The 26,279-nt window shown below is 63.8% G+C and carries 23 protein-coding genes; 7 read left to right on the top strand and 16 right to left on the bottom strand.

Annotated features, from left to right (window positions below; translation table 11 throughout):
- Nucleotides 1-146: 146 nt before the first annotated feature.
- On the top strand, nucleotides 147-2,567 hold the full coding sequence (locus NKJ73_RS03260; RefSeq protein WP_352568343.1) for a polysaccharide biosynthesis tyrosine autokinase: 2,421 nt from the start codon (nucleotides 147-149) through the stop codon (nucleotides 2,565-2,567).
- A 15-nt stretch (nucleotides 2,568-2,582) separates the two neighbouring features.
- On the opposite strand, the gene NKJ73_RS03255 is transcribed toward NKJ73_RS03260, so the two are convergent.
- Both NKJ73_RS03255 and NKJ73_RS03250 read right to left on the bottom strand, forming a co-directional pair.
- On the bottom strand, nucleotides 2,583-3,284 hold the full coding sequence (locus NKJ73_RS03255) for a metallophosphoesterase family protein (RefSeq protein ID WP_352568342.1): 702 nt from the start codon (nucleotides 3,282-3,284) through the stop codon (nucleotides 2,583-2,585).
- A 193-nt stretch (nucleotides 3,285-3,477) separates the two neighbouring features.
- The gene (locus NKJ73_RS03250; protein ID WP_352568341.1) at nucleotides 3,478-5,385 is read right to left on the bottom strand and encodes a propionyl-CoA synthetase; all 1,908 of its coding nucleotides are present in this window, start codon (nucleotides 5,383-5,385) and stop codon (nucleotides 3,478-3,480) included.
- A gap of 170 nt (nucleotides 5,386-5,555) precedes the next feature.
- On the opposite strand from NKJ73_RS03250, the gene NKJ73_RS03245 reads away from it, so the two are divergent.
- Nucleotides 5,556-6,347 carry a DUF2259 domain-containing protein gene (locus tag NKJ73_RS03245; protein WP_023676324.1) on the top strand — a complete coding sequence of 264 codons (792 nt, stop codon included), beginning with the start codon at nucleotides 5,556-5,558 and terminating at the stop codon, nucleotides 6,345-6,347.
- A 284-nt stretch (nucleotides 6,348-6,631) separates the two neighbouring features.
- On the opposite strand, the gene dhaK is transcribed toward NKJ73_RS03245, so the two are convergent.
- The 14 genes from dhaK to NKJ73_RS03175 form a co-directional block, all read right to left on the bottom strand.
- The gene (dhaK, locus tag NKJ73_RS03240) at nucleotides 6,632-7,618 is read right to left on the bottom strand and encodes a dihydroxyacetone kinase subunit DhaK (protein WP_023676326.1); all 987 of its coding nucleotides are present in this window, start codon (nucleotides 7,616-7,618) and stop codon (nucleotides 6,632-6,634) included.
- 26 nt (nucleotides 7,619-7,644) lie between these two features.
- Nucleotides 7,645-8,067 (bottom strand): hypothetical protein, encoded by a 423-nt coding sequence (locus tag NKJ73_RS03235; RefSeq protein WP_023676327.1) that lies wholly within the window; start codon nucleotides 8,065-8,067, stop codon nucleotides 7,645-7,647.
- Between the two features lie 8 nt (nucleotides 8,068-8,075).
- Entirely contained in the window at nucleotides 8,076-9,692 is a 1,617-nt protein-coding gene (gene ptsP / locus NKJ73_RS03230) for a phosphoenolpyruvate--protein phosphotransferase (protein WP_352568340.1), read from the bottom strand.
- A complete protein-coding gene (locus NKJ73_RS03225) occupies nucleotides 9,676-9,978 on the bottom strand; it encodes an HPr family phosphocarrier protein (protein WP_023676329.1) in 303 nt (100 codons plus the stop codon). The genes ptsP and NKJ73_RS03225 overlap by 17 nt, the downstream gene beginning before the upstream one ends.
- A gap of 22 nt (nucleotides 9,979-10,000) precedes the next feature.
- The gene (gene dhaM, locus NKJ73_RS03220; RefSeq protein ID WP_352568339.1) at nucleotides 10,001-10,390 is read right to left on the bottom strand and encodes a dihydroxyacetone kinase phosphoryl donor subunit DhaM; all 390 of its coding nucleotides are present in this window, start codon (nucleotides 10,388-10,390) and stop codon (nucleotides 10,001-10,003) included.
- The gene (dhaL, locus tag NKJ73_RS03215; RefSeq protein WP_352568338.1) at nucleotides 10,387-10,989 is read right to left on the bottom strand and encodes a dihydroxyacetone kinase subunit DhaL; all 603 of its coding nucleotides are present in this window, start codon (nucleotides 10,987-10,989) and stop codon (nucleotides 10,387-10,389) included. The genes dhaM and dhaL overlap by 4 nt, the downstream gene beginning before the upstream one ends.
- Nucleotides 10,990-11,070: 81 nt before the next feature.
- Nucleotides 11,071-12,714 (bottom strand): dihydroxyacetone kinase subunit DhaK, encoded by a 1,644-nt coding sequence (locus NKJ73_RS03210; RefSeq protein WP_352568337.1) that lies wholly within the window; start codon nucleotides 12,712-12,714, stop codon nucleotides 11,071-11,073.
- A 67-nt stretch (nucleotides 12,715-12,781) separates the two neighbouring features.
- Nucleotides 12,782-13,795, bottom strand: a complete 1,014-nt coding sequence (locus NKJ73_RS03205) for an ABC transporter ATP-binding protein (RefSeq protein ID WP_352568336.1) — start codon at nucleotides 13,793-13,795, stop codon at nucleotides 12,782-12,784.
- The gene (locus NKJ73_RS03200; RefSeq protein ID WP_352568335.1) at nucleotides 13,788-14,900 is read right to left on the bottom strand and encodes an ABC transporter ATP-binding protein; all 1,113 of its coding nucleotides are present in this window, start codon (nucleotides 14,898-14,900) and stop codon (nucleotides 13,788-13,790) included. The genes NKJ73_RS03205 and NKJ73_RS03200 overlap by 8 nt, the downstream gene beginning before the upstream one ends.
- Nucleotides 14,901-14,903: 3 nt before the next feature.
- Nucleotides 14,904-15,104, bottom strand: a complete 201-nt coding sequence (locus tag NKJ73_RS03195; RefSeq protein ID WP_023676334.1) for a hypothetical protein — start codon at nucleotides 15,102-15,104, stop codon at nucleotides 14,904-14,906.
- On the bottom strand, nucleotides 15,101-16,051 hold the full coding sequence (locus tag NKJ73_RS03190; protein ID WP_023676335.1) for a carbohydrate ABC transporter permease: 951 nt from the start codon (nucleotides 16,049-16,051) through the stop codon (nucleotides 15,101-15,103). The genes NKJ73_RS03195 and NKJ73_RS03190 overlap by 4 nt, the downstream gene beginning before the upstream one ends.
- Nucleotides 16,048-16,995 carry a carbohydrate ABC transporter permease gene (locus tag NKJ73_RS03185; RefSeq protein ID WP_031211681.1) on the bottom strand — a complete coding sequence of 316 codons (948 nt, stop codon included), beginning with the start codon at nucleotides 16,993-16,995 and terminating at the stop codon, nucleotides 16,048-16,050. The genes NKJ73_RS03190 and NKJ73_RS03185 overlap by 4 nt, the downstream gene beginning before the upstream one ends.
- 110 nt (nucleotides 16,996-17,105) lie before the next feature.
- A complete protein-coding gene (locus tag NKJ73_RS03180) occupies nucleotides 17,106-18,437 on the bottom strand; it encodes an ABC transporter substrate-binding protein (protein ID WP_352454682.1) in 1,332 nt (443 codons plus the stop codon).
- Between the two features lie 212 nt (nucleotides 18,438-18,649).
- Nucleotides 18,650-19,339: a PIG-L deacetylase family protein gene (locus NKJ73_RS03175; protein WP_352568334.1), complete on the bottom strand. Its 690-nt coding sequence runs from the start codon at nucleotides 19,337-19,339 to the stop codon at nucleotides 18,650-18,652.
- 27 nt (nucleotides 19,340-19,366) lie between these two features.
- On the opposite strand from NKJ73_RS03175, the gene NKJ73_RS03170 reads away from it, so the two are divergent.
- The 5 genes from NKJ73_RS03170 (at nucleotide 19,367) to nhaA (ending at nucleotide 26,279) form a co-directional block, all read left to right on the top strand.
- Entirely contained in the window at nucleotides 19,367-20,257 is an 891-nt protein-coding gene (locus NKJ73_RS03170; protein ID WP_352568333.1) for a DMT family transporter, read from the top strand.
- 75 nt (nucleotides 20,258-20,332) lie between these two features.
- Nucleotides 20,333-22,951: an ATP-dependent helicase HrpB gene (gene hrpB / locus NKJ73_RS03165; protein WP_023676340.1), complete on the top strand. Its 2,619-nt coding sequence runs from the start codon at nucleotides 20,333-20,335 to the stop codon at nucleotides 22,949-22,951.
- Between the two features lie 90 nt (nucleotides 22,952-23,041).
- The gene (locus tag NKJ73_RS03160; RefSeq protein WP_023676341.1) at nucleotides 23,042-24,367 is read left to right on the top strand and encodes an ActS/PrrB/RegB family redox-sensitive histidine kinase; all 1,326 of its coding nucleotides are present in this window, start codon (nucleotides 23,042-23,044) and stop codon (nucleotides 24,365-24,367) included.
- Between the two features lie 63 nt (nucleotides 24,368-24,430).
- A complete protein-coding gene (locus NKJ73_RS03155) occupies nucleotides 24,431-24,994 on the top strand; it encodes an ActR/PrrA/RegA family redox response regulator transcription factor (protein ID WP_023676342.1) in 564 nt (187 codons plus the stop codon).
- A gap of 91 nt (nucleotides 24,995-25,085) precedes the next feature.
- The gene (nhaA, locus tag NKJ73_RS03150) at nucleotides 25,086-26,279 is read left to right on the top strand and encodes a Na+/H+ antiporter NhaA (RefSeq protein ID WP_352568332.1); all 1,194 of its coding nucleotides are present in this window, start codon (nucleotides 25,086-25,088) and stop codon (nucleotides 26,277-26,279) included.

Here is a 26,279-nt window from a genome sequence, read left to right as displayed (position 1 = left end):
CCATTTTTTCGAGGCATTGTGGGTGCGGCTGATGACGCAGGACAGGCCGTTGCGCCGCGCGCGACGCGCACTGTCCGGCGCAAGGTTTGCACCCTATGTCCCGACCTTCGAGGCGGTAGCGCCTGCAAACTAGAATTGGACCGAAGATGAACTATGCCAATTTTCCTGTCGACAAGAGGACGCCATTGCCGGCTTCTAATGCGGCAAACGCCGAAGACTTCATCGACATCGAGCGCCTGCTTGGCATGGCCGCGCGGCAGGCGAAAGTGGTTGCCGCCTGCGCCGTCATCGGTCTCTTTCTCGGCGTGCTCTATTTGCAGACGACGCCTCCTACCTATGTGGCGACGAGCAGCGTGCTGATCGACGAAGGATTGAACAAGGTCGTCGACGACATTTCGGCGGCGTCGGTCAGCATGCAGACCGACTCCGCCGTTCTGAGCCAGATCGAAATACTACAGTCGGCCAGGCTGGCTGGGGTGGTCGTCGACAAGCTGAAGCTCGATCAGAACGACGCTTTCATGAACCCTCCGACATCGGCCCTGTCGAAGGTTGCTGGCTTTGTGCGCGGTATCATCCAGTCTGTCCGCCCCAAGCGCGCCGCTAGCACAACCGATGTCACTCAGCTTGATGCTGCGACGCGTGACGCGATCACCGCATCGTCGTCGCCCCGCGACTATGCAATCTTCAAACTGCAGAACCAACTCGACGCCGAGCGGATCGGCCGAAGCTTTGTCATCAGCATCTCCTTCCAGGCGACGGATCCGGCGCTTGCGACCGCCATCACCAAGGCCTATGCCGACGCCTATCTCGCCGATCAGCTCGATGCCAGCTTCGACGCGACCGAGCGGGCGGCGGTCTGGCTGCAAGGCCGGCTGACCGAGCTTCGTGAGAGCTCCCAGGCGGCCGCATTAGCGGTCGAAAAGTTCAGGGCCGAACACGGATTGGCCGTCAATGACGGCCAGCTGATCAGCGACAAGCAATTGTCCGATCTCAACACCCAGCTGATCGTCGCGCAGGCCGATACCGCACGTGCCGGCGCCCGCTATCAGCAGTACAAGTCGATCGTCGAAAGCGGCTCGGACAATGCATTCAAGGACGCCGCGATATCGAACGACCAGCCGAGCAGCTCCGTCATCACGACGCTGAAGAACCGCTATCTCACCGTCGCCAAGCGGCAGCAGGACGTCGAAGCCAATTTCGGCCCGCAACATCCGCAGGCCGTCGCGCTCGCCAAGGAGAAGGCCGACATATCGGCGCAGATTTTCGGCGAGCTGAAGCAACTGACCGAAAGCTACCGTAACGAATACGAGGTCGCTCTGGCGCGCGAAACCGCGCTCCGCGCAAATGTCGCCTTGGCGGCTGGCAAGAGCTCCATCGACAACCAGTCGCAGGTCAAGCTGCGTGAGCTGGACCAAAAGGCGACGGCGCTGTCGACGCTCTACCAGACGTTCCTGAACCGCTATGAGGAGGCCGCCCAGCAGCAATCCTTCCCGGTCGGCAAGATCCGGGTCATCTCGGACGCGACGATGCCGCAGTCGGCCGCAACCCCGCGCACGGCCATCGTGCTGGGGCTTTCGCTGGCGCTTGGCATAATGATGGGCGCAGGGGTTGGTGGCCTGAATGAATTCAGGGAACGCTTCTTCAGGACCGGCGAGGATGTGCGCGACCGTGTCGGCCTCAAATTCCTCGGCTACCTGCCGGTCATCGGCAAGGCTGGCAAGGATGACCAGCGCAATGGCGGTCAGCCTGACGTCAAAGTCGTTGAATCCAAGACCGCCAAGTCCTCCAAATCCCAGCCCTCCAAAACATTGTCGGCAGCCGAAAAACGTGCGCGGATGCGGGTAACCGTCGATGCACCGGCATCGATGTTCTCAGAGACGCTGCGCAACGCCAAGATCGCCTTCGACGTCGTCATGGAGGGCCAGGGCAGCCGGGTCATCGGCGTGGTCTCGGTGCTTCCCGGCGAAGGCAAGTCGACGGTGGCGGCCAATCTTGCCGGGTTGCTTGCCGTCAACGGATCGAAAACGCTGCTGATCGACGGCGACCTGCGCAATCCCGGCCTCAGCCGCAGCCTCGGTATGGAGGCCGAGCAGGGCCTGATGGAAGCTGTGGTGAGCGGGCAGACATGGCAGTCGGTCGGCAAGATCGACCGGCAGACCAAGCTGGCTATCATCCCGGCCGTCCTGCGTGGCCAGTTTTCGCATACCAGCGAGCTTCTGTCTTCAGCCGGCATGCGGCGTTTCATCGATAACGCCAAGGAAACCTTCGAATACATCATCGTCGATCTGCCGCCGCTCGGGCCTGTCGTCGACGCCAAGGCCTTCGCTCCGCTTGTCGACGGCTTCGTGCTGGTCACCGAGTGGGGACGCACGCCGCGTGCGATGGTGCAATCCATGCTCAGCTCGGAGCCCTACATCGCCAAGAAGATCATTGGCGCGGTGCTGAACAAGGTCGAACTGAAGAAGCTGGCCAAATATGGCGCGATCGGCGGCTCGGAAAAATTCTTCGACAAATATTCGAGCTACTATCTGGAAAAATCGGAAGCGCGCACCAAGGCAGCCGCCTGAGCGACGACATCGCGCTCAGGAAAATATCAACCTGGCGCGGTTGTCGATGATCCTGAGGGCGGTCAGCTGGCCGGTTTGGAAGGCGCCGGTGTCTATGCCAAGCCGGCGTCCCTCGAGCTTCGGAGTGTCGACCGGCGTATGTCCGTGCACGACATAGCGGTCGAGAAGATGCGTAGCGTCGAAGAAGTCCGAACGGATATTCAGCAGGTCGTCCTCGTCCTGCGCGGCGAGGTCGATGCCGGGCCTGATGCCGGCATGGACGAACACGAATTTCGCCGAACAGACCATGACCGGCAGCGCACGCATGAAACTGACGTGGTCGGCGGGGATGATCTCCCGAATGCGCCTGTCGACCTCCTCGCTTGAACCGTAGAGATCGGCCATGCGCTCCGGGTCGACGCCGTAGGAAAACAGCGTTTGCAGGCCGCCTATTGCCAGCCACGACTCTCTCGAAATGATCCCGTCGAGATAGTTCAGCATCACGACTTCGTGGTTGCCGGCAAGGCAGATGCGCTGGAAATCATGGAGCGGCGGCGCCAGCAGATGATCGAGCACACGCGCCGACTGGGGTCCACGATCGACGTAGTCGCCAAGCATGATGATGAGCTTGCGCCCTTCGAAGGGCGCCGAATCGAGCAGGATCTTCTGCTCCAGGGCGCGGAGTTCCTTGTAGCAGCCATGCACGTCGCCGATCGCATAGACGACTGCGCCCCGCATATCGATCTCCAGCCGCTGGCGTGCCGCGGCCTGGGGCTTTCTCGATCGCTGGAACAGGGTCACGTATGGCATCTCGCATGGCTGTGGGTGCGTCTCGATTCCGAAACAACATGACGACACCGCGCGTGGATACCACGTCCGGCGCCGGTCGTTCCATACCGGAGCTTCGGACGCAACTCGGCTTCGGCGCCCCTTACAGGCCGATGCCGCGGCGGTTCAGCGCGGCGGTGATCTCGTCGAGGATGGCCGGGTCGTCGATCGTTGCCGGCATGGCCCATTCCTCCTTGTCGGCGATCTTCTGCATGGTGCCGCGCAGGATCTTGCCGGAGCGCGTCTTCGGCAGGCGCTTGATCGTCACCACCGTCTTGAAGGCAGCGACCGGGCCGATCCGTTCGCGCACCAGGGTGACAACCTCGTTTTCGATGATGCCGGCGTCGCGGTCGACGCCGGCATTCAGCACGACGAAGCCGAGTGGAACCTGGCCTTTCATAGCATCGGCAATACCGACGACGGCGCATTCGGCGACGTCGGGATGCGCGGCCAGAACCTCCTCCATGGCGCCGGTCGATAGCCGGTGGCCGGCGACATTGATGATGTCGTCGGTGCGAGCCATGACATAGAGATAGCCGTCCTCGTCCATCATGCCGGCATCCGCGGTTTTGTAGAAGCCGGGGAACTCGTCGAGATAGGCTTGGCGAAACCGCTCGTCGGCATTCCACAGCGTCGGCAGGCAGCCGGGGGGCAACGGCAATTTGACCACGACGTTGCCAAGCGTGCCACGCTTGACCTCATGCCCGGCATCGTCGAGCACGCGGATGTCATAACCGGGCATCGGCACGCCGGGCGAGCCGTATTTGACCGGCAGCAGGCCCAGTCCGGCGGGGTTGATGGTCATCGGCGAGCCGGTCTCGGTCTGCCACCAATGGTCGATCACCGGCACGGTCAATTTCTGCTCCGCCCATTTGATGGTTTCCGGATCGGCGCGCTCGCCGGCGAGGAACAGCGTCCGGAATTTGGACAGGTCGTATTTCGGGACGAATTCGCCCCTCGGGTCCTGTCCCTTGATGGCGCGAAAGGCGGTTGGCGCGGTGAACAGCGCGACGACGCCATGCTCGGCGATCACACGCCAATAGGTGCCGGCATCGGGCGTGCCGACCGGCTTGCCCTCGAACAGGATCGTTGTGCAGCCATGCAGCAGCGGGCCGTAGACGATATAGGAATGGCCGACCACCCAGCCGACATCGGAAGCCGCCCAGAACACTTCGCCCGGCTTGACGCCGAACTCGTTTTCCATCGACCATTTCAGCGCGACCATATGGCCGCCATTGTCGCGCACGATTCCCTTCGGCTGGCCGGTCGTGCCCGACGTGTAGATGATGTAGAGCGGATCGGTGGCAAGCACCGGAACACAGTCGACATTGGCACCCGCGGCCCGCTCCCGCGCCACGGCGTCGGCATAGTCGATATCGTGGTTTTCCCTGAGTTCGCAGCGCAGTTGGTCGCGCTGCAGGATAAGGCAGCTTTCCGGCTTGTGCCGCGACATCTCGATCGCCTTGTCGAGCAGCGGCTTATAGGCAACGACGCGCCCTGGCTCCAGGCCGCAGGAAGCGGAGATGATCAGCTTCGGCTTGGCGTCGTCGATGCGGGTGGCGAGCTCATGCGAGGCAAAGCCGCCGAAGACCACCGAATGCACGGCGCCGATCCGCGCACAGGCAAGCATTGCGAAGGCTGCTTCCGGTACCATCGGCATGTAGATGATGACGCGATCGCCTTTTTGGATGCCACGATTCTTGAGCACCGAGGTCAGCGCGACCACCTCGCGCTTCAACTCGGCATACGTGAATTTCCTGATTGTGCCCGAAATCGCGCTGTCATGGATCAACGCGATCTGGTCGGCACGGCCGCCCGCCACATGACGATCGACGGCATTGAAGCAGGTGTTGCACGAGGCGCCAACGAACCACCTGCCATAGACGCCGGCATTGGCGTCGAACACCGTCTCGAAGGGCGAGAACCAGTCGATTGCGCCGGCGGCATCGGCCCAGAATTTTTCCGGGTCGCGTTTCCAGCCGTCATAGACCTCGTGGTAGCGTGACGCCATCCAGCTTCCTCCCCAGGAATGTTTGCTGTCCTTGAAATAGCGTATGCTGGTTTGTGTAACCATGTATTTGTGCGTTTCGTTTGCTGTCGTTCTAACTTGGCCGCAAGTGCGGGTCATGGTGGTCTGGGGGCCGGTATCGTTCGAATTTTCGGCATTAGGGGCAGGGCGCGATGAAATTGCGATATGAGCTTGGGTTTGCCGCGGTTGCGACGCTGGCGGTGGTGCTCGCTTCAGCTGCTCAGGCAGGCGACGCGGCGGCCCGGCGCGTCATCGGCTTTTCGCCAGACGGCAACTACTTCGCCTTCGAACAGTACGGCACGCTCGATGCCGGTGCTTCGGATTCGGGCTGGTCGGAGATCGAGATCATCGACACGCGGACCGATGAGTTCGTCGGCGGCAAGCCGATCGTCATCGCCGACGAGACGGAGGATTCGACATTGACGCTTGCGCAGGCGAGGGCACAGGCCGCCGAACTGGCGGCGCCCTTGCTGGCCAAATATGCCATCGCGCCGCGCGGCGAGCGGACTGCCTTGGACAGGTTCACCTTTCCCGACGACATGGTCGCCTACAATGACATTGCGCGCCTCGAGCAGGTTTCGCAAAAATGGCTTTCGCCGGCCTATGACGAGCTTGGCACCATCCAGCTCGAGCAGATCCGTGCCGACAGCACGGCGGATTGTTCAGCGAGTTTCGACGCGACGCAGCAAGGCGAAACGACCGGCAAGGCGCTCGGCTTTCGCCTGACGCTGCAGGGTCAGGACGGCAAGCCGATCAAGCTGCTGCATGAGGACAAGGCGGTGCCCGGTTCGAGGAATTGCCCGACTTCCTACAGCCTGTCGGAATCTTACGCATTCACCCCGGATGGAAAACCGGGCGTGCTTGCGGTGCTCGTGCAGCGCTTCAGCCAGGGATTTGAAGGGCGCGACCGCCGTTTCATCGCCGTGACTGGCCAGGCGCACTGAGGCAACGCGCTGAGACGTAGTCCGCTACCCGAGTTTGTTGTCCCTAAAGCGGGAGGGCAGCGAGCATAAGTCCGACCCCGCCGACGATCAGCAAGGCGGCTGCCAGCACCTTTCCATGGCGCTCGAAACCCGTCGGCGCCCGATCCCAATTGTAACGCATGCTCGAACTCCCCAAACCCGCAGATTCTTTATCTTACGCAGGGTGAGGAGGGCAACTGTCTGGCGATGCGCGGCGTTGCCGATACCGGTCTTGTCACCGACTATTTCTGGGGCATTCTCCGCCGCTACATGCCCCAGCGCAGCGCGGCCGTATGTACCGGTGCATCCCACCAAACAGCCGCCTCGTCGTCGAGCATGCTCAGCGTGATCGAACAGCCGGCCATGTCGAGCGAGGTCACATAGGACCCGACCAGCGACCGGGTCACCGTCACGCCGTGCTTCTCGAAGATTTTGCGGGCGCTGTTGTACATCAGATAAAGCTCCATCAACGGTGTGCCGCCAAAGCCGTTGACGAAGAGTAGCGCCTGGCCTCTGGCACCGTCGCCCAGGTCACCCAGGATTGCGGTACAGATCTCCTCGGCGATAGCATCGGCGCTTTTCAATGTGTCGCGCCGCCTCCCAGGCTCGCCGTGGATGCCGACCCCGAACTCCATCTCGCCATCGCCGATATTGAAGGTCGGCTTGCCCGCCGCCGGCACGGTGCAACTGGTCAGCGCCACGCCCATCGAGCGCGTCGCGCCGTTGACGCGCTCGCCGAGCGCCTTCAACGGCTCCAGTGCCATGCCTTGTTCGGCCGCCGCGCCGACGATTTTCTCGACCACCAGCGTGCCGGCGACGCCGCGCCGGCCGGTGGTGTAGGACGAGTTTTCGACCGCAACGTCGTCATTGGTCACGATTTGCATCACGCCTTCCGACATTTCAGCGGCCATGTCGAAATTCATCACGTCGCCCTCGTAGTTCTTGACGATGAACAGGCAGCCGGCGCCCGTATTGACGACTTCGGCCGCCGCCATCATCTGGTCAGGCGTTGGCGAGGTGAATACCTGGCCGGGGCAGGCCGCATCCAGCATGCCGTGCCCGACGAACCCGCCATGTAGCGGCTCGTGACCCGAGCCGCCGCCGGAGATCAGCGCCACCTTGCCCGGTGTGAGCAGCTTGCGGCGGACAAATTTGTGTTCCTCGCCAAGCGCCAGGATATCGGCATGCGCGGCAACGAAGCCGTCGAGGCTCTCGGTCAGCACCGTATCGACCGAATTCAAAAATTTCTTCATGGCCGTCCTCCCGAAATAGCCCAGCGTCAGCTGCCCTTGCCGGCGATGCTGGTGATCTTCTGGATGAAATCGTTGACCGCCCGGTCGAGCGCCGCGTTCTGCTTGTCGTCGCCGAAATCGGGAACGATCAGCGAGACATGGCGTGTCTTGCGCAAGCCTGCGGCCAGCGACATCTTTCCCGGATGCGCCCGATGGTAGGCCTCAAGGAAATGATCGCGTTCGGCCGGGCTGAAATGGCAGACGGAGAAGATAGCCGGCAAATGCTTCGACGGGATCGGCGTCGAATAGGCCGGGCTGGAAATCTGCGTGACGAAGCTGCGATGCTTGCCCAGCGCATCAGCGAGGCGCTGGCGCATGCCGGACGGGCGCTGGTCGATCACCTGCGACAGGATCGTCTTGTAGGCGCGGATCGCCTCTTCGGGGCCGGATTGCGACGCCTTGTCTGCCATACCGGGGCCTAGATCGAAACGTCCGCGATGGCCGCCTTGGCCATCGCGAGTTGGGCGGGAGCGACGGAGAGGTCACGCAGGCCGGTTTCGAGCAGCGCCGGGATCAAGGCGGGGTCGCCGCCGGCATCGCCACACAGGCTGACCGGGATATTATGCTCGCGGCCGAAGGCGGCAACCGAGGCGATCAGCCGGAGCACGGCTGGGTGCCTGACGGAATTCAGATGTGCGACCGACGCATTGTCGCGCGCGGCGGCCATCACGTATTGGGTCAAATCATTCGAGCCGATCGAGAAGAAGGCGGCCTTGGCGAATGCCTCCGGTGCGATGGCCACCGACGGCACCTCGACCATGATGCCAAGCGGCGGCATTTTGTGCGCGATGCCGCGCGCCAAAAGGTCAGCCTGCTCCTCAGCGAACAGCGCGGTGGCGTGTTCATACTCTTCCGGAACGGCGATCATCGGGAACATCACCTTCAGATTGCCGTGCATGGCGGCACGTAGCAAGGCGCGGATCTGCACACGAAAGACCTCCGGACGCATCAGCGACAGCCTGATCCCGCGCAGGCCAAGGAATGGATTACCTTCCTCGACGGTCAGGCCCGGCACAGGTTTATCGCCGCCCGCATCGACAGTACGGATCGTCACCGGCCTGTCGCCTGCCCATTCCAGCACTCTACGGTAGGCGCGATATTGCGTCTCCTCGTCCGGCAGCGTCTTGCCGAACAGGAATTCGGTCCGCATCAGCCCGACACCGTCGCACGCCGCAGCATCGATGCGGTCGACATCGGACGGATCGGCAATATTCACCTGCACGTGGACCGCTATGCCGGTCTTCGTTGCTGCCGGCCTTGTCAAATAGGCTGCCGCATTGTCGCGATGCGCCGCGAAAGACGACGACGATCGCCGGAATGCCTCGATCTCCGTTTTCGAAGGCGCCAACACGATGCCGCCATGTTCGGCATCGAGCAGTGCGATTCCGGCAAGGTGAGCCGGCGAAGCACCGGGCCCGGCTACCCCACGCGCTACGAGCCCCAACCCCACCACCATTGGCACGCCGCGTGAGCGTGCCAGCATTGCGACATGACTTGCGGCACTTCCGGCCGTAAGTGCTATGCCGCCGCCGGCACTCCAGTCGGTTTCGAGGAAGCGCGTCGGTGCGATATCCTCGCCGTAGAAGATCGCACCTGCCGGCGCGGCAATGTCGCCGCCCCCGGCAAGCGCGCGTAGCACCTGGTCGCGTATGTCGCGCATGTCGGCCGCGCGCGCCCGGAAATAGTCCTGCTCGGATGTTTCATAGCCGGCTATCTCGGCGTCGAGCGCTTTTCGCCAAGCCACATCAGCAGCCATGCCCTCGGCAATTCGCGCAAAGGCCGGGCCGGTCAGCGCGTCGTCCTCCAGCATGGCGAGCTGGAATTCGAGGATCCCGGCCGCCTCGCTGTCGCTGGTTTCGATCAATGTCGCGAGCCGGCCTGCGGCAATGGAGATGGCGGCCTCAAGCGCCGCCTTCTCGTCCGCGGCAGTCGCCTTGCGGACATAACGCACAGCAGCCTGGTCCAGATCGAACAACGGCCCCTCGGCATAGCCGGCCGATGCCGAAATGCCCTGCAGCCTAAGCGGTTCGGGCATGGTCCTTGCCTTCGTCGAAATCGCGCCGCACCAGCTCGACCAGGGCGCCGACCGCCTCGCCGGCGCCGTCCCCTTTGGCTCTGATATGCAGGACAGTGCCTTTCGGCGCTTTCGCCGCCATCACCTTGACGATGCTCTTGGCGTCGAACCATGGCCCGTTGGCGGCGAGCGCAATCTCGACGTCGGCCGAAAACGTCTTGGCAAGCTTGGTGAACTTCACCGAAGGACGCGCATGCAGTCCCACCTCATGGGTGATCAGGACGCTGGCTTCGGCTGCTGCGGACATGCTTGTCAAAATTCCCGTTCGTTCACGACGGCGACAATTCGTGCGCCGTCGCCACCACTTCCCTGAGCGAGGCGCCGCCGGAAGCCTCGGTCGCCGCCATCACCGCGCCTTCGACGATCGGCGCATTGCAGACGATGATCTTCTGGGCGCGTGGTTCGCCGATCATCTCGACCGCCATCTCGCTATTGGTCTCGGCACCGCCGAGATCGACGAGAATCGCGACCCCCGCCTCCGACCAGGCCTTGTCGATGGCGCCCATGATCGCCTCGACATTGGTTCCCAGCCCGCCATGGCCGTCTCCGCCGCACCATGCAAGCGGCACTTCGTTGCCGACCATCTGCCGCACCATGTCGGCGGTGCCTTCGGCGACCAGCGGCGAATGCGATACGATGACGATGCCGACATTGCTCATGCGCGCCTCTCGATTGCCTCGGCTACGGCCCGCACCAGAAGCGCAGTCGAGCGTGCGCCGGCATCCATATGACCGATCGAACGGTCGCCAAGGAATGAGGCGCGCCCACGCAGTGCCTTCATCGGCACGGTCGCGTCGGCCGCGTTGTCGGCGATCTCGACGATGTCCGCTGCCGTCTTTCCGTGCAGCAGGGCCTCATGCACCGGCTGCAGCACATCGAGCATGGTTTTTTGCCCGGCCTGCGACTTGCCTCTGGCGGCAACCGCTTCGATCGCCTTGCCGAAGGCCGCCGCCAGGTCGGCGCGACCCGGCGCGGCGGAAATCTCCTTGCCGAGCGCCATGAACAGCGTGCCGAACAAGGGACCGGAGGCTCCGCCGACGGTCATCACCAGTTTGGTGCCGATCGCCTTCAGCGCCTCGGGCAACGGCTTTGCCGCAAACGCGCCGGCCTCGGCCCGCACTGCCTCGAAGCCGCGTTTCATGTTGAGCCCATGGTCGCCGTCGCCGATGGCCTGGTCGAGACTGGTCAGCTCTTCGGCATGTGCGGCGATCGTGTTTGCCGCCGCCTCGATCAGCCTGGAAATATCCGCTGCCGCCATATCACCCATGCTCCTGGCCCCTGCGCTGCCGGCAGTACGAGAAAATTGCATATCCGGCAATTGAAGCATTCTTTTCCCCAGTCAAGCGGGTTCGAGCAACGCAGCGAGGGCAGTGAAGACCTCGGCGACGGCAAAGGCGCCGGGGTCGACCACGCCGTCGAGCTGGCTGCCAATATAGGCGGACCGCCCGGCCTTGGCCTTGCGCATGGCAGCGGTGGCCTCGGCTCCGCGTTGCGCCGCGACCGCCGCATCTTCCAGACTCCCCCTGTCCAGCGCCCTCAAGGCGGGTTCCAGGGCATCGATCATCGTGCGATCGCCGACCCTCGCTCCACCATAGAAGGACATCCGATCGAGGCCGGCGAGAAGCGCCTTGGGAAGCGTTTCGCCAGACTCCAGCGCCAGCGCGGCGGCGGTGAAGAAGATCGACAACAGCACGCCGCTAGAGCCGCCCATGCTGGCGCTCAGGATATCGCCGACGGCGGCGAGCGTTGCGGCAGGGTCAGCGAGCGGCAGTGTCGCAATGCGGCCAAGCACGCTGCGCGCACCGGCCGCCACAGTCGATCCGGTGTCACCGTCTCCCGCCTTGGCATCCAGTCCGTTCAACGCGCCTTCAAGCGAGATCAGCCGGTCGCAGACCGCGACAACCAACCGGTCGGTGCGTGCGTCCTGGCTGGCTTTCGACGCGTTGTTCGGGCCGGCGGCTTTGGCCATCGGCACGACGCTGGCTTGGCGAACGGCTCTTGCCGGCAGCCAGGCGTGAGGGCCTACCGGCGCCCGCAACGCCGCTTCGCGCGATGCATCGAGCCGGATCAGCGACAGGGAAAAGCCGTTCATGTTGAGCGCGGTCATAAGCTGCCCGGGCCCGATTGTCAGCGTCACCTTTTGTGCCAGCGGTGAAGCCAGTACCGCATTGGCGACAAGCAACATTTCCAGCGGTGGCACCGAACCGAGATTATTGATCAGCAAGGCGTAGTCGCTGACCGGATCGAGCCGCGCGGCAAGGCGCTCCGACATGATCGCAACCAGCCTTTCGGCACTTTGCACCGCAATCCGCTCAACGCCCGGTTCGCCATGGATGCCGAGGCCGAGTTCGGCATCGTCCGCCCCGAATCTTTCTTCATGGCTCTGACCGGGGATCGAGCAGGATGACAGCGATATGCCGAGCGAAACGATATCCGCCGCCGCTGCCCGCGCCGCAGCGGCAACCGTCGCCAGGTCAATGCCGGCTTCCGACAGGTGGCCGGCGATCTTGTGCACGAACAAGGTGCCGGCAACGCCACGCGGCTGGGCAATATCAGGCAGGGCAATGTCGTCCGCGACGATCACCATCTCGACGCGGAAGCCTTCGGCGCGCGCCTTCTCGGCGGCCAAGCCGAAGTTGAGGCGATCGCCGGTATAGTTCTTGACGATCAGCAGGCACCCGGTGGGACCGGTCACCGCGCGGATGGCGGCCAATACCGCTTCCACGCTCGGCGAAGCAAAGATATCGCCCGAAACCGCCGCCGTCAGCATGCCAATGCCGACAAAGCCGGCATGGGCAGGTTCGTGCCCGGCCCCGCCGCCGGAAATGACCGCGACCTTGGTCTTATCCCAGTCCGCGCGGAGAATGACCTTGATCTCGGGATAGCCGTCGAGGCGAGCGAGATCGCCGGCGCCGGTCGTACCGAGGAAGCCGTCCAGGGCCTCAGTTACGATCGTATCCCTGCGATTGAAAAAATGCTTCATCGAATTGGTCCAGTCCGGTGCCCGAAATTGCCGGTTGAAAGGTGCCAGGAAAACACTCGCGCAGCGCTCACATCAGCCGTCGCCCATCGGGGCCGAAATACAGCGGCGAGCGATAGCGGATCATGATCTTGTCGCCCTGCGCCAGGTCGGTGTCGGGGTCGGTTAGCGTCACCAGCTTCCTGGTCCCCACCGTCACATGCAGATGGTTCTGGTCGCCGAGATGCTCGACCCAATCGACGACGCCGTCGGCATGGCCGTTCGCCGCCTTCTCGATCGAAAGATGTTCGGTACGAGCACCGATCGTCTTTGTTCCCGCCGGCGCGCCACCATCCGGCAGCAGTCCGACCGGCAACAAATTGATTGCCGGTTGGCCGAGCCTTGCGGCGACGTGAAGGTTTGCCGGCTCAGAATAGATCGTGCGCGGGGAACCGATCTGCACCAGCACGCCGTCGGCGAGAATGCCGATGCGGTCGGCCATGGTCATCGCTTCGATCTGGTCGTGCGTGACGTAGAGCATTGTGGCGCCGAGTTCCGCCTGGATGCGCTTCAGCTCGAGCCTGAGATCGGCGCGCAGCTTGGCGTCGAGCGACGACAGCGGCTCGTCCATCAGGTAGATCGACGGCTTGCGCACCAAAGCGCGGCCGATGGCGACGCGCTGCATCTCGCCGCCAGAGAGTTTGGTCGAGCGATTATTCAGCTTGTGGTGGATGCGCACCATCTTGGCCACGTCCTCGACGCGGCGGCGGATCTGATCCTCCGGCATTTTCCGTGCTGGCGAGCGCAGCGGAAAGGCGAGGTTGTCGTAAACCGACAGATGCGGATAGAGCGAATATTGCTGGAACACGAAAGCGGTGTCCCGCTCGGCCGGCGACAGCGTCGTCGTGTCGTGGCCGGCAATATGGATCGAGCCCGCTTCCGGACGCTCCAGCCCGGCGATCAGCCTGAGCGTCGTCGTCTTGCCGGCGCCGGTCGGCCCGAGCAGCACGACGAATTCCCCGTCGGCGATATGCAGGTCGAGATTGTGGACGGCGACATGCTCGCCAAAAGCCTTGGTCACGCTTTTGATGTGAACGTCAGCCATGATGTGCTCTCCCCTGGGAGGCCGAGTCATGGATTTCGGTGCGCACCGCACGGCCGGATCCTTTTGCGAACAGCGACAGCCGCGCGCTGCTCAGCGCCAGGCCCACATGATCGCCCGGATTGAGCCGGATTTCGGCCGGCACCCTGGCCTTGATGATGCCGTCTGCTGTCTCCACCGCCACGATCTGAGTGGTGCCGAGATATTCCGTGCCATAAATAGCACCGCGCAGCTTCGAAGCGTCGTCGAAGCGGATGTGCTCCGGTCGGATGCCAAGCGCCATATCGGCCGGCGCGACGTCCTCGCGGATCTCCGGCACGGCCACCTTCGCGCCTTGCACAACAATTTCCCTGGCGCCCTTTGAAAGCCCGCCGCCGAAGCCGAGGAAATTCATCGGCGGCGAGCCGATGAAGTCGGCGACGAACATCGTCGCCGGCCGGTCGTAGATCTCGCGCGGCGTGCCGAACTGCTCGATGACGCCGTGGTTCATCACCGCGATCTTGTCGGCCATCGACATCGCTTCCATCTGGTCATGCGTGACATAGACGGTGGTGGCGTGGATGCGGTTGTGCAGTTCTCGCAATTCATGGACCATCAGGTCGCGGAATTCGGTGTCGAGCGTGCCGAGCGGCTCATCCATCAGGAAACATTTTGGCCGCCGTACGATGGCGCGGCCGAGCGCCACGCGCTGGCGATCGCCGCCGGCAAGCCCGGAGACCGATTTGTTGAGCAGATGGTCGATCCGCAAAAGCTTCGCCGTCTCCTCCACTCGGCTCCGGATTTCAGCGCCTGGCATGCCTTGCGCCAGCAGTGGAAAGCCGATGTTCTTCCGCACATTCATGTGCGGATAGAGCGCGAACAGCTGGAAGACGAAGGCGATGTCGCGCTCGCGGGCACGCCGCATGGTGACGTCCTCGCCGCCAAGCAGGATCTTGCCGCCGGTCGGCAGTTCGAGCCCGGCGATCATGCGCAACGTCGTCGTCTTGCCGCAGCCGGACGGCCCCAGCATGACGAAGAATTCGCCCTCCTCGACGACGAAGTTGGAATCCTGCACGGCGACGAAATCGCCGAATGCCTTCCTCAGATGTTCGACCCTGATCTCGGCCATCGTCTACTCCGGAAATTTCGAGACGATGATGAACATCGCCGTGCCCGCAAGCATGGTGATGAAGGAATAGGTGTAGAGCACCAGTGCGAAGGGCTGGAACAGCATCAGGAAGCCGATGGCGATGATCGCGGTGGCGACGTTTTCCATCAGCCCGCGCCTGGCCCAGACGGGCCAGCGCGATTTGCGTTTTGCGGTCATGCTCATTTACGCACCGCGCCAAAGGTGATGCCGCGCAGCAATTGCTTGCGAAGCAGGATGGTGAAGACCAGGATCGGCACCAGGAAGATCGTCGTGCCGGCCGCGACCGCCGGCCAGTCCTGACCGCCTTCGCCGATGATGGTCGGGATGAAGGGCGGCGCGGTCTGCGCCGTGCCCGAGGTCAGTAGCGCAGCGAAGGCATATTCGTTCCAGGCAAAGATCAGGCAGAAGATGGCGGTTGCGGCAATACCGGTGGTCGCCTGCGGCAGTACCGTGCGCCAGAACGCCTGCAGCCTGGTGTAGCCGTCGATCATCGCCGCTTCTTCATATTCGCGCGGGATCTCGTCGATGAAGCCTTTTAGCAGCCACACCGCCAAGGACACGTTGACCGCCGTATAAAGCAGGATCATGCCGAGAGCCGTGTCCGACAGGCCAAGCTCCCGGTACATCAGGTAGATCGGGATGGCGACGGCGATCGGCGGCATCATCCGCGTCGACAGGATGAAGAACAGAAGGTCGTCGGCGAGCGGCACCTTGAAGCGCGAAAAACCATAGGCCGACAGCGTGCCGAGGAACACCGCGCAAAACGTCGAGCCGAACGCGATGATCAGCGAATTGACGAAGCGCGGCATGAAGTTGGACGGGCCGGCGATCACCATGTTGCGCTTGCGCACCGTCTCGTCGCACAGGCCCGTCGCCGGTCCCAGCGAGTTGATGTATTCCGGTGTTTGCCGAGTCCGGGTCGAGAACAGGTTGCAGTAGCCCTCGAGGCTGGGCTGGAACAGAATCTTCGGCGGATAGGCGATCGAATCCGGCGGCGTCTTGAAGCTGGTGGCGAAGATCCACAGCAGCGGCACGATCGAGATCAGCGCGTAGGCGACGATGATCGTGCCGGCGACGCGCTTCGACGTGGCCGACGGCGCGACAACGGAATGGGCTGACGTCAGGCTCATCTCTGCTTCACCTTGTTGAGCGCCTTGACGTAGATGTTTGCGAGGCCAAACACTGCGACGAACAGGATGATGGCGAAGGCCGAGGAATAGCCCGTCCGCCAGCTTTCGAAGGCCTGCCGCTTCAGCGTGATCGAGGCCACTTCGGTGGTTGATCCCGGCCCGCCGCCGGTGAGCAAATTGACCATGTCGAACATCTTGAAGTTCTCGATGCCGCGAAACAGCACCGCCAGCATGATGAAGGGCAGCGCCATCGGCAGCGTGATCGACCAGAACTGCCGCCAGTTGGAGGCGCGGTCGACCTCGGCCGCTTCGTAGATGTATTCGGGGATCGAGCGCAGGCCGGCGAGGCAGATCAGCATCACGTAAGGCGTCCACATCCAGGTGTCGACGATGATGATCGACCATGGCGCCAGTGACACGTTGGAGAGCATGCTGATTTCGGTTGCCGGAATGCCGGTGACGAACGAAACGGCGTAGGCGAACAGCCCGATCTGCGGCTCGTAGAGGAAGCGCCAGAAATTACCGACCACCGCCGGCGACAGCATCATCGGCACCAGGATGATTGTCGTCCAGAAGGCGTGGCCGCGAAACTTGCGGTCGATCAGCCAAGCCAGCGTGAAGCCGATCAGCGTCTGCAGCAGGATGGTCCAGAACACGAAATGCGCCGTCGTCTGCATGGCGATCCAGATGTCCTGGTCGGCGAGGATGCGCTTGTAGTTTGCCAGCCCAAGGTTCTTCACAACCTCGTTGGGCCGATTGGCGCGAAAATTGGTGAAGGACAGATAGATTGCCCAGAACAGCGGAAAGATGTTGATAGCTAAAAGCAACAGGATCGTCGGCGAGATGAACAGCCAGGCGAGGCCCTTGTCGCTGATGCCCCGGACCTTGCGGGCCAACGGCTCGGGCGTAGCCCGGGCAACGCTGTCCGCCGTCCGATTGAGCATGGTCAGTCCTGCTTCGGTCACTTGGCTCGTCTCGACAATGGAATTTATCTGAACTGTGTCCCGTGCCAAGTGGCACGGGACGGTTCGGTCATGGGCTCGGGAGGAGCCGTTTACATCTTGCCATCGTCCTGGAAGACCTCGGTCCAGTCCTTGACGAGGCCGTCGAGTGCATCCTTGGCCGAGCCTTGCCCGGCAACGACATAGTCGTGGAAGCGCTTCTGCGATGCCTGCAACAGCGGGGCATAGCTCGGCTCGGCCCAGAAGTCCTTCACGATGGCCATCGAGTCGAGGAAGGTCTGCGCGTAGGGCTGGCTGGCCGGGAAGGCCGGGTCCTTGACGACCGCGTTGAGGCAGGAATAGCCGCCGAGCGACCACCATTTGGACTGCACGTCCTTGTTGGCGAACCATTTGATGTATTTGAGCGCGGCTTCCTGCTTGTCGGAATAGGAGACCACCGAGATGCCTTGGCCGCCGAGCTGGGCGAACTGGTCCCCGTCCGGACCTTTCGGATTGACGAAATAGCCGATCTTGTCGCCGCCGACATTCTCGTCCTTCTGCAGGCCTGGCCAGGTGAAGGCGAAGTTCATGTGCATCGCCACCTGGCCCGATTTGAAGGCATCGACGCCTTCGCCCATGTAGCTGTTCGAGGCGCCGGGAGGGGTGCAGCAATCGTAGAGGGCTTTGTAGAACTCCAGGCCCTTCACCGATTTATCGGAGTTGACGAAGCCTTCCATCTCGTAGGGCTTTTTCGGGTTTTCGTACTGGAAGCCGAAGCTGTAGAGCACGTCCATGGCGCCCATGGTGATGCCTTCCGAGCCGCGCTCGGTGTAGATCGACGCGCCATAGACGGTCTTGCCGTCGATGTCGCGCTTCTGGAAGAATTCGGCGATCTGCTTCAATTGGTCGAAGGTCGTCGGCGGGCCGAGATCCCAGCCGTACTTTTCCTTGAATTCCTTCTGCAGCTCCGGCTTGGAGAACCAGTCCTTGCGGTAAGTCCAACCGACGACGTCACCCATGGCCGGCAGCGCCCAGTAATTCGGCGAGTTCTTCGGCCATTCCGAATAGCCGACGACGGTCGCCGGCACGAAATCGTCCATGCTGATCTTCTCCTTGTCGAAGAAGTCGTTCAGCTTGACGTAATGGCCGTTCTCGGCGGCACCGCCGATCCACTGGCTGTCGCCGATGATGAGGTCGCACAGCTTGCCGTGCGAATTCAGCTCGTTGAGAAAGCGATCGGCATAGTTGGTCCACGGCACGAATTCGAATTTCATGCCGATGCCGGTTTCCTTGGTGAAGTCCTTGGACAATTCCACAAGCGCGTTGGCCGGGTCCCAGGCTGCCCAGCAAAGCGTCAGATCTTCTGCCTGCGCGACATTCGAAACGGCTGTCGACGCAAAGAGTGTCGATGCCAGTCCCAACGCCAATTTCAAGGTCGATTTCATGCCTTCCTCCCATTTGCGAAACGCGTCCGGATGACGGTTTCAAGAGCCCGCTAAACCCCACCTCGGGGGCCCAAACACAACGACGCGGCGGCGCACCGGATGTTTAGTAATTTGTTTAGTGATGCAATTTTTACTAAACAAGGCAAGCGAATTCGTTGCTGCATCGCAGCATGCTGGATAGGAAAGCAACGTGAGAAGTTGCGGCGACCTGCCTAGGTCACCGTCTTGTTGCTGACGGCCACCGGACGGATCACTGGGGCCGGCGGCAGCAGCGCGCGGATATCGGCGAAGGGGAAGACTGGCTCGAAGCGGAAGGCCTCGGCGAACGATCCGGCTGGGCCGTTGCACTGGCCGGCGCGAAAGGCGTTCTGCGTGCGCGCCGCGTCGACGAAACGCTCGGGATCCTGCGACTGGTGCGCCCGGATCGCCTCCGCCTTGAGATCGAAATGCCTGGAGGTATCGACGTAGTGCGTTGGCGAAAACCCGGTGCCGCCGAACGTGTCGGCATGTAGCACCGGCACCGAGAATGACGCTGCGATGCGCACGCCATCCGACAGCGCGCGGTGGTCGCCATGATAGTCGTTCGGCGCATGCGTTGTCACCAGATCCGGCCCTATCTCGCCGATCAGTGCTTTGAGCGCCCCGATCAGCGCGGCATCCGCGACCAGCCCGCCATCGGGAAAGTCGAGGAAGCGCGGCGTCACGCCAAGCAGGCCGGCCGCCGCCGTCGCCTCCTTGCGGCGCGTGCGGGCCAGCGCTGACGGATCGCCGTAGCCGCCCCGGGTGCCATCCGTGGCTATGGCAAAAAAGAGTTCTGCGCCTTGCGCGGCATAGGCCGCCATCGTACCGAACATGAAGATCTCGATGTCGTCCGAATGCGCGCCAAGCGCCAATATCTTCACTCTCATCTCTCCCGGAAATGGAAAAACGTGCCCAACGGAATTCTGCTCGCGCTCATCGCCTATGCAAGCTATTCGTGCAGCGACGCGGTTGTCAAAAGCCTGGGCGGGCAGTTCAACGTCTTCGAGATCGGCTTCTTCTCGACATTGTTCGCCGGCTGCTTTCTGCTCTTTGCCAGGCCGGCAGGCGAGCGCTGGCTCGATTTCTGGCGCACCAACCGGCCCTGGGCGGTACAGGCCCGGGCTTGGGCCGGCATCGCCTCGGGCGTGCTGAGCGTCTATGCCTTCACCACCATCCCGCTGGCGGAAGTCTATGCGCTCATCTTTCTGGCGCCGCTGTTCGTCACTATCCTGGCCACGCTGGTCCTCAAGGAAAAGGTCGGCCCATGGCGATGGCTGGCGGTCGTCGCCGGCTTTGCCGGGGTCATGCTGGTCGTCAGGCCTGGTTTTCGCGAGTTGCAGCTTGGCCATCTGGCGGCGTTCATCATCGCCTTCCTGGCCGCCACCAATGTCATCCTGATGCGTTCGCTCGCCGCGCAGGAAAAGCGCACAACGATGCTCGGCGTGCTGATCGGCTACGGCCTGCTCTTCAACGGCGTCGGTGCGGCGGCTACCTCGTTCTCGCTGCCGGATGGCAGGCAATGGGCCTGGCTGGTGCTGGCCGGCGCCTTTACCGCCGGCGGCCAGCTGCTGCATCTGCTGGCGGTCAAATACGCGCCGGCCAACCGCATCGCGCCGACGCATTACTCGCAGATCGTCTGGGCGGTGGTTCTAGGTGCGCTGTTCTTCAGGGAATATCCGGATTTTCTGTCGCTGGTCGGCTTGGCCGTGGTCGGCGGTTCCGGCCTGCTGACGACGGTGCGCGAGGAGGTGCGGCTCGGCACGGTGCGCTGGAACCCGTTTTCGCGGACCAGGCTTTGAGTCGGCGCCGAGGTTGCGCCGCGACCGCCACCGCTGATATGCGGTCGTTGCCAACTGGCTGCACAGCATAGCACAATGACGACAAAACCCTTGCCGGACCTGCCGGTCTCCGTTGTCTTGCCGGCGCTCAATGAAACGCTGAGCCATGGTAACAGCGCCGTGCTGGTGGCGCCGCCCGGTGCCGGCAAGACGACGCTGGTTCCACTGGCGCTGCTCGACGCTGAATGGCTCGGCGCCGGAAAGATCATCCTGCTCGAGCCGCGCCGCCTCGCCGCCCGCGCTGCCGCCCGCCGCATGGCCGAATTGCTCGGCCAAGAGCCCGGCGAAACCGTCGGCTATGCCATGCGCATGGAAAACCGCAGTTCCGCAAAGACCAGGATTCTCGTCGTCACCGAAGGCGTGCTGTCCCGCATGATCCTCGACGACCCGGAACTGCCTGGTGTCGCGGCGGTGCTATTCGACGAGTTCCACGAACGCTCGCTCGACGGCGATTTCGGGTTGGCGCTGGCGCTCGACGTGCAGGGTGCGCTGAGGCCCGAACTCAGATTGCTGGTGATGTCGGCAACGCTCGACGGCGCGCGTGTCGCAAAATTGCTGTCCGGCGCGCCGGTGATCGAGAGCGCAGGCCGCGCCTTCCCGGTTGACATCCGCTATGACGAGCGGCCGGCCGGCGTCACCATCGAGGACGCCATGGCCAAGGCGATCCGCTCGGCGCTTGCCGGGGAGGAGGGCAGCGTGCTCGCTTTCCTGCCCGGCCAGCGCGAGATCGAGCGCACCGCCGAGCGGCTGGCGGGCAAGGTCGGCGCCGATACCGACATCGTGCCGCTCTATGGTATGCTCGACAACAAGGCGCAGGACGCGGCGATTAAGCCGGCGCCGCTCGGCCGCCGCAAGGTCGTGCTGGCGACGTCGATCGCCGAAACCTCCATCACCATCGACGGTGTGCGCGTCGTCATCGATTCCGGCCTGTCGCGGCTGCCGCGCTATGAGCCGGCGAGCGGCCTGACGCGGCTGGAGACGGTACGTGCTTCCCGCGCTTCCGCCGACCAGCGCGCCGGCCGTGCCGGGCGCACGCAGCCGGGCGTCGCCATCCGGTTGTGGCGGGCCGAGCAGACAGCGGCCCTGCCGGCCTTCACGCCGCCGGAAATCCTCGAGGCCGATCTTTCCGGCCTGTTGCTCGATAGCGCGGCGTTCGGCGTCGCCGATCCGACCAGCCTGTCCTTCCTCGACCCCCCGCCGGCTCCGGCGCTCACCGAGGCGAGGGTACTGCTACGTGCGCTCGATGCTGTCGATGCGGCAGGACGCCTGACGGATGCCGGTGCCGCGATGCGCAGGCTGGCGCTACCGGTGCGGCTCGCCCACATGGTCGCCGAGGCGGCAAGAACCGGAGAGGCGCTCGAGGCGGCGATGCTCGCCGTATTGTTGACCGAGCGTGGCCTTGGCGGCGATGGTGCCGATCTCGAACGGCGGCTGCTGCGCTTTCGCGCCGAAAGATCGCCGCGCGCCACCGCCGCCCGGCAGCTGGCTGAGAGGCTGGCAAAGCAGGCTTCACCCTCCCCCTCGAGGGGAGGGTCGGCGAGCGAGCCGAGCGCAGCGAGACGAGGGAGACGGGGCGGGGTCGTCGATGGCGTGCCCGAACCGACCCCACCCCGATCCGCTACGCGGATCGACGCGCCGGGGCGAGCCACGGGGCTCGCTCGTCCTTCCGACCCCCTCAAGAGGGAGGGCAGCACAGCCGGCGCTCTCCTCATCCATGCCTGGCCGGATCGGGTCGCCAAAGCGCGCGGCGAGCGTGGCCGCTTCGTGCTTGCCAACGGCTCGGGCGCCATGCTCGACGCCTCCGATCCGCTGGCCGGCGAGACCTGGCTCGTCGTCGCCGACCTGCAGGGCAAGGCGCAGAACGCCCGCATCACCGCAGCAGCAGCCATCGATGAGGCCGACATCCGCACTGCGCTGGCGGAAAAGACCGAGACCCGCCGCGAGGTGAGCTTCGACCGCGACAGGCGCGCGGTGCGGGTGCGCGAAACGGTTCGCCTCGGCGCCATCACGCTGTCCGAACGCATGCTGCCGGCGCCGACCGGTGCCGACGCGGATCGCGCCATCCTCGACGCCTTGCGCGAACACGGCCTGTCCCTGTTGCCGTGGAACAGGGAGGCGGAGACGTTGCGGCAGCGGCTCGGCTGGCTGCATCGCGGCCTCGGCGCGCCATGGCCCGATGTCTCCGATGCCGCGCTCGTCGAGCGCCTCGACGACTGGCTGCTGCCGTTCCTTTCCGGCGCGGCATCCTTTGCGGCAATCGATCCCAGCGTGCTTTCGCAAGGCCTGATGACGCTGGTGCCGCACGAATTGCAGCGCAAGATCGACACATTGGCGCCGACCCATTTCGACGCGCCGTCGGGCAGCCGGCTGCCGATCCGCTATGGCGGCGAATGGCCGGTGCTGGCGATCCGCGTGCAGGAACTGTTCGGCTTCGACCGGCATCCGGCGATCGCCAACGGCACTGTGCCGCTGACGCTCGAATTGCTGTCGCCGGCTCACCGGCCGATCCAGACGACGCGCGACCTACCCGGCTTCTGGCGCGGCTCCTGGGCCGATGTGCGGGCAGAGATGCGCGGCCGCTATCCCAGGCATGTCTGGCCGGAGAACCCGCTTCTCGCCGCCGCCACCAGCCGCGCCAAGCCGCGCGGTACCTGATGCTTCCAGATTGTCATCCCGAACCGAGGGCCGGCTTCGGCGGTTTTTCGGAAAAGACCTCCGGCTGTTTCCCCTCTATAATCACTGGCCATGATAAACATCCTGCACGCACCCGACTTCCAGCAAAGTCAGCGGCTGCGCCTCAACACGCTGATCAGGTTGCGCTGGCTTGCCATCGTCGGCCAGAGCCTGACCGTGCTTGTCGTCGCTTACGGGCTGAAATTTCCGCTGCCGGTCAGCATGTGTTTTGCGCTGATCGCCTGTTCGGCCTGGATGAACCTTTTGCTGACCTTCCGCTATCCGGCGGCGCATCGGCTTACCCCGTTCTCGGCCTTCGCCATCCTGACCTTCGACAGCCTGCAGCTTGCCGGCCTGCTCTACATGACCGGCGGACTCACCAATCCGTTTTCGCTGTTGATGACCGTGCCCGTCGTCGTCTCGGCGACGTCGCTGCCGCTGCGGCTGACCGCCATGCTCGGCGCGCTGGTGATCGTGGCGGCGACGCTGCTGGTCTTTTACCACCTGCCGCTGCCATGGCATGAGGGCGCGCCATTGGCGATGCCGGTCATCTATGTCGCAGGCATGTGGATGGCGGTGTTCTGCTCCATCGCCTTTACCGCGATCTATGCCTTCCGGGTGGCCGAGGAGGCGCGGCTGCTTGCCAACGCGCTTGCCGCCACGGAATTGGTGTTGCAGCGAGAGCAGCATCTCTCTGCCCTCGACGGCCTCGCCGCGGCCGCCGCGCACGAGCTCGGCACACCGCTCGCCACCATCACGCTTGTCGCCAAGGAAATGGAGAAGGCGCTTGGCGAAGATCCGAAATACGGCGAGGACGTGAGGCTGCTGCGTTCGCAGAGCGAGCGCTGCCGCGAAATCCTGAAGCGCCTGACCAGCCTGTCCTCCGAGAGCGAGGTGCACCTCTCGCGCCTGCCGCTGACCTCGCTGGTCGAGGAGGTGACGGCGCCGCACCGCGATTTCGGCATTTCGATCAAGCTTCGGCCGGGCGAGCGCATCGGCCCGGAACCGGTGGGCCGGCGCAATCCCGGCGTCATTTACGGCCTCGGCAATCTGGTCGAGAACGCGGTCGACTTCGCCCGCAACAGCGTGACAGTGCGCTGGAACTGGAATGAAGCCGCCGTCAGCTTCTCGATCATCGACGACGGGCCGGGCTTTCCACCGGAGATCATCGACCGTATCGGCGAACCCTATATGTCGACACGACAAGGCACCGAAGCCGGCGGCGGCCTCGGCCTCGGCCTATTCATCGCCAAGACCTTGCTCGAACGCTCCGGCGCGACGCTCGATTTCCGCAATTCAAGCGAGCCCGGCGAGGGCGCTATCGTGCAGATATCGTGGCCGCGCAGCGTCTTCCTCAATCCCGAGCAGGCTTCGGCCACCATGTTCGACACGGCCTAAATTGGACAATAGCGTTGCGAAACTATATTTGCGTAAAAATCAGGCAGCAGGATTTTCAGCACGATGAGTACTGACGAAACGATTGGCGCAATGGTCGAAGGCGAGGATACCTCGCTGCTGATCGTAGACGACGACAAGCCGTTCCTGACGCGGCTTGCCCGCGCCATGGAAACCAGGGGTTTCGTGGTCGAGACGGCGGAGAGCGTCGAGGAGGCGGTTGCCAAAGCGCGCGCCAATCCGCCGGCCTATGCGGTGGTCGACATGCGGCTGGCCGACGGCAACGGCCTCGACGTCGTCGCCGCGATTCGCGAGAAGCGCGACGATGCCCGCGCCATCATCCTCACCGGCTACGGCAACATCGCCACTGCGGTGACGGCGGTAAAGCTCGGCGCCATCGACTATCTGTCGAAGCCGGCCGATGCCGACGATATTTTTGCCGCCCTGACCCGCACCGCGGGCGAACGCGCAGCGCCGCCAGAAAATCCGATGTCGGCCGATCGCGTGCGCTGGGAACACATCCAGCGCGTCTACGAAATGTGCGACCGCAACGTCTCGGAAACCGCACGCCGCCTGAACATGCATCGCCGCACGCTGCAACGCATCCTCGCCAAGCGCGCGCCGCGCTAAAGGGCTCTCATTACAGGCTTGCCCGGCCAGCGCTGTTTGCGCATCATCGCTTGGCGGTGTCGGACCTTGCTACTGATACGACGGAGGCGACATGCAGGACGAAAAGCGGCTGGTCTCCATGCTGCGCGAATTCCTCGACAGCGAGGCGGCCGGCGGCCTCGTCCTGATGGCTGCGGCGGCCTTGGCCCTGATCGTCGCCAATTCGCCGCTGGGCGAGGCTTATTTCTCCGCCCTCCATGCCTATCTCGGACCGCTCAGCGTCTCGCACTGGATCAATGACGGCCTGATGGCGGTGTTCTTCCTGCTGGTCGGCCTCGAGATCAAGCGCGAAATGCTTGACGGCCAGCTGTCGACCTGGCCGCGCCGCGTGCTGCCCGGCATCGCCGCCGCCGGCGGCATGGCAGCGCCGGCACTGGTCTACGTCGCCATCAACCACAACAATCCAGCCGCTCTGTCTGGCTGGGCGATCCCAACCGCCACCGATATCGCCTTTGCGCTCGGCGTGCTGTCGCTGCTCGGCAGGCGCGTCCCGGGCTCGCTGAAGATATTCCTCACCGCGCTCGCCATCATCGACGATCTCGGCGCGGTGCTCATCATCGCGGTGTTCTATACCAGCGGCCTCTCGCTCGCCTATCTCGGCGCCGCCTTCGCCGTGATCGCGCTGCTGGTGGTGCTCAACCGCATGCGGGTGCTGACGCTGCTGCCGTACATCTTGCTCGGCATCGTTCTGTGGGTTTTGGTGCTCAAATCGGGCGTCCATGCGACGCTCGCCGGCGTCGCGCTGGCCCTCACCATACCGCTGAAGATATCGCCGGGCAGCGGCCATGATCTCGACCATTCGCCGCTGCACCGGCTCGAACACGGCCTGCACAAAGTCGTCGCCTTTTTCGTCATCCCGATTTTCGGCTTTGCCAACGCCGGCGTCTCGCTCGCCGGTCTCAGCGCTGCCGCCCTGGCCGAGCCGCTGACGCTCGGCGTCGCCGCCGGCCTCGTCTTGGGCAAGCTGGTCGGCGTGTTCGGGTCTTCCGCGCTTGCCATCCGGCTTGGCTTCGCCGATCTGCCGGCCAATGCCGGCTGGCTGCACATGGTCGGCATTTCGCTGCTCTGTGGCATCGGTTTTACCATGAGCCTGTTCATCGGCCTGCTCGCCTTCGCCAGCGACGCCGCCCTGCAGGACGCGGTCAAGGTCGGCATCCTCGCTGGCTCCTTTATCGCCGCGCTCCTAGGCGCCGCTGTGCTGCTGGTGGCGCCGGCCGGAGGCGAGGCGGAGGAGGCGGAAGAATAG

The organism is Mesorhizobium sp. M0074 (assembly GCF_040322975.1).
Lineage (GTDB): Bacteria > Pseudomonadota > Alphaproteobacteria > Rhizobiales > Rhizobiaceae > Mesorhizobium.
This window is presented reverse-complemented; position numbering and strand designations above follow the sequence as displayed.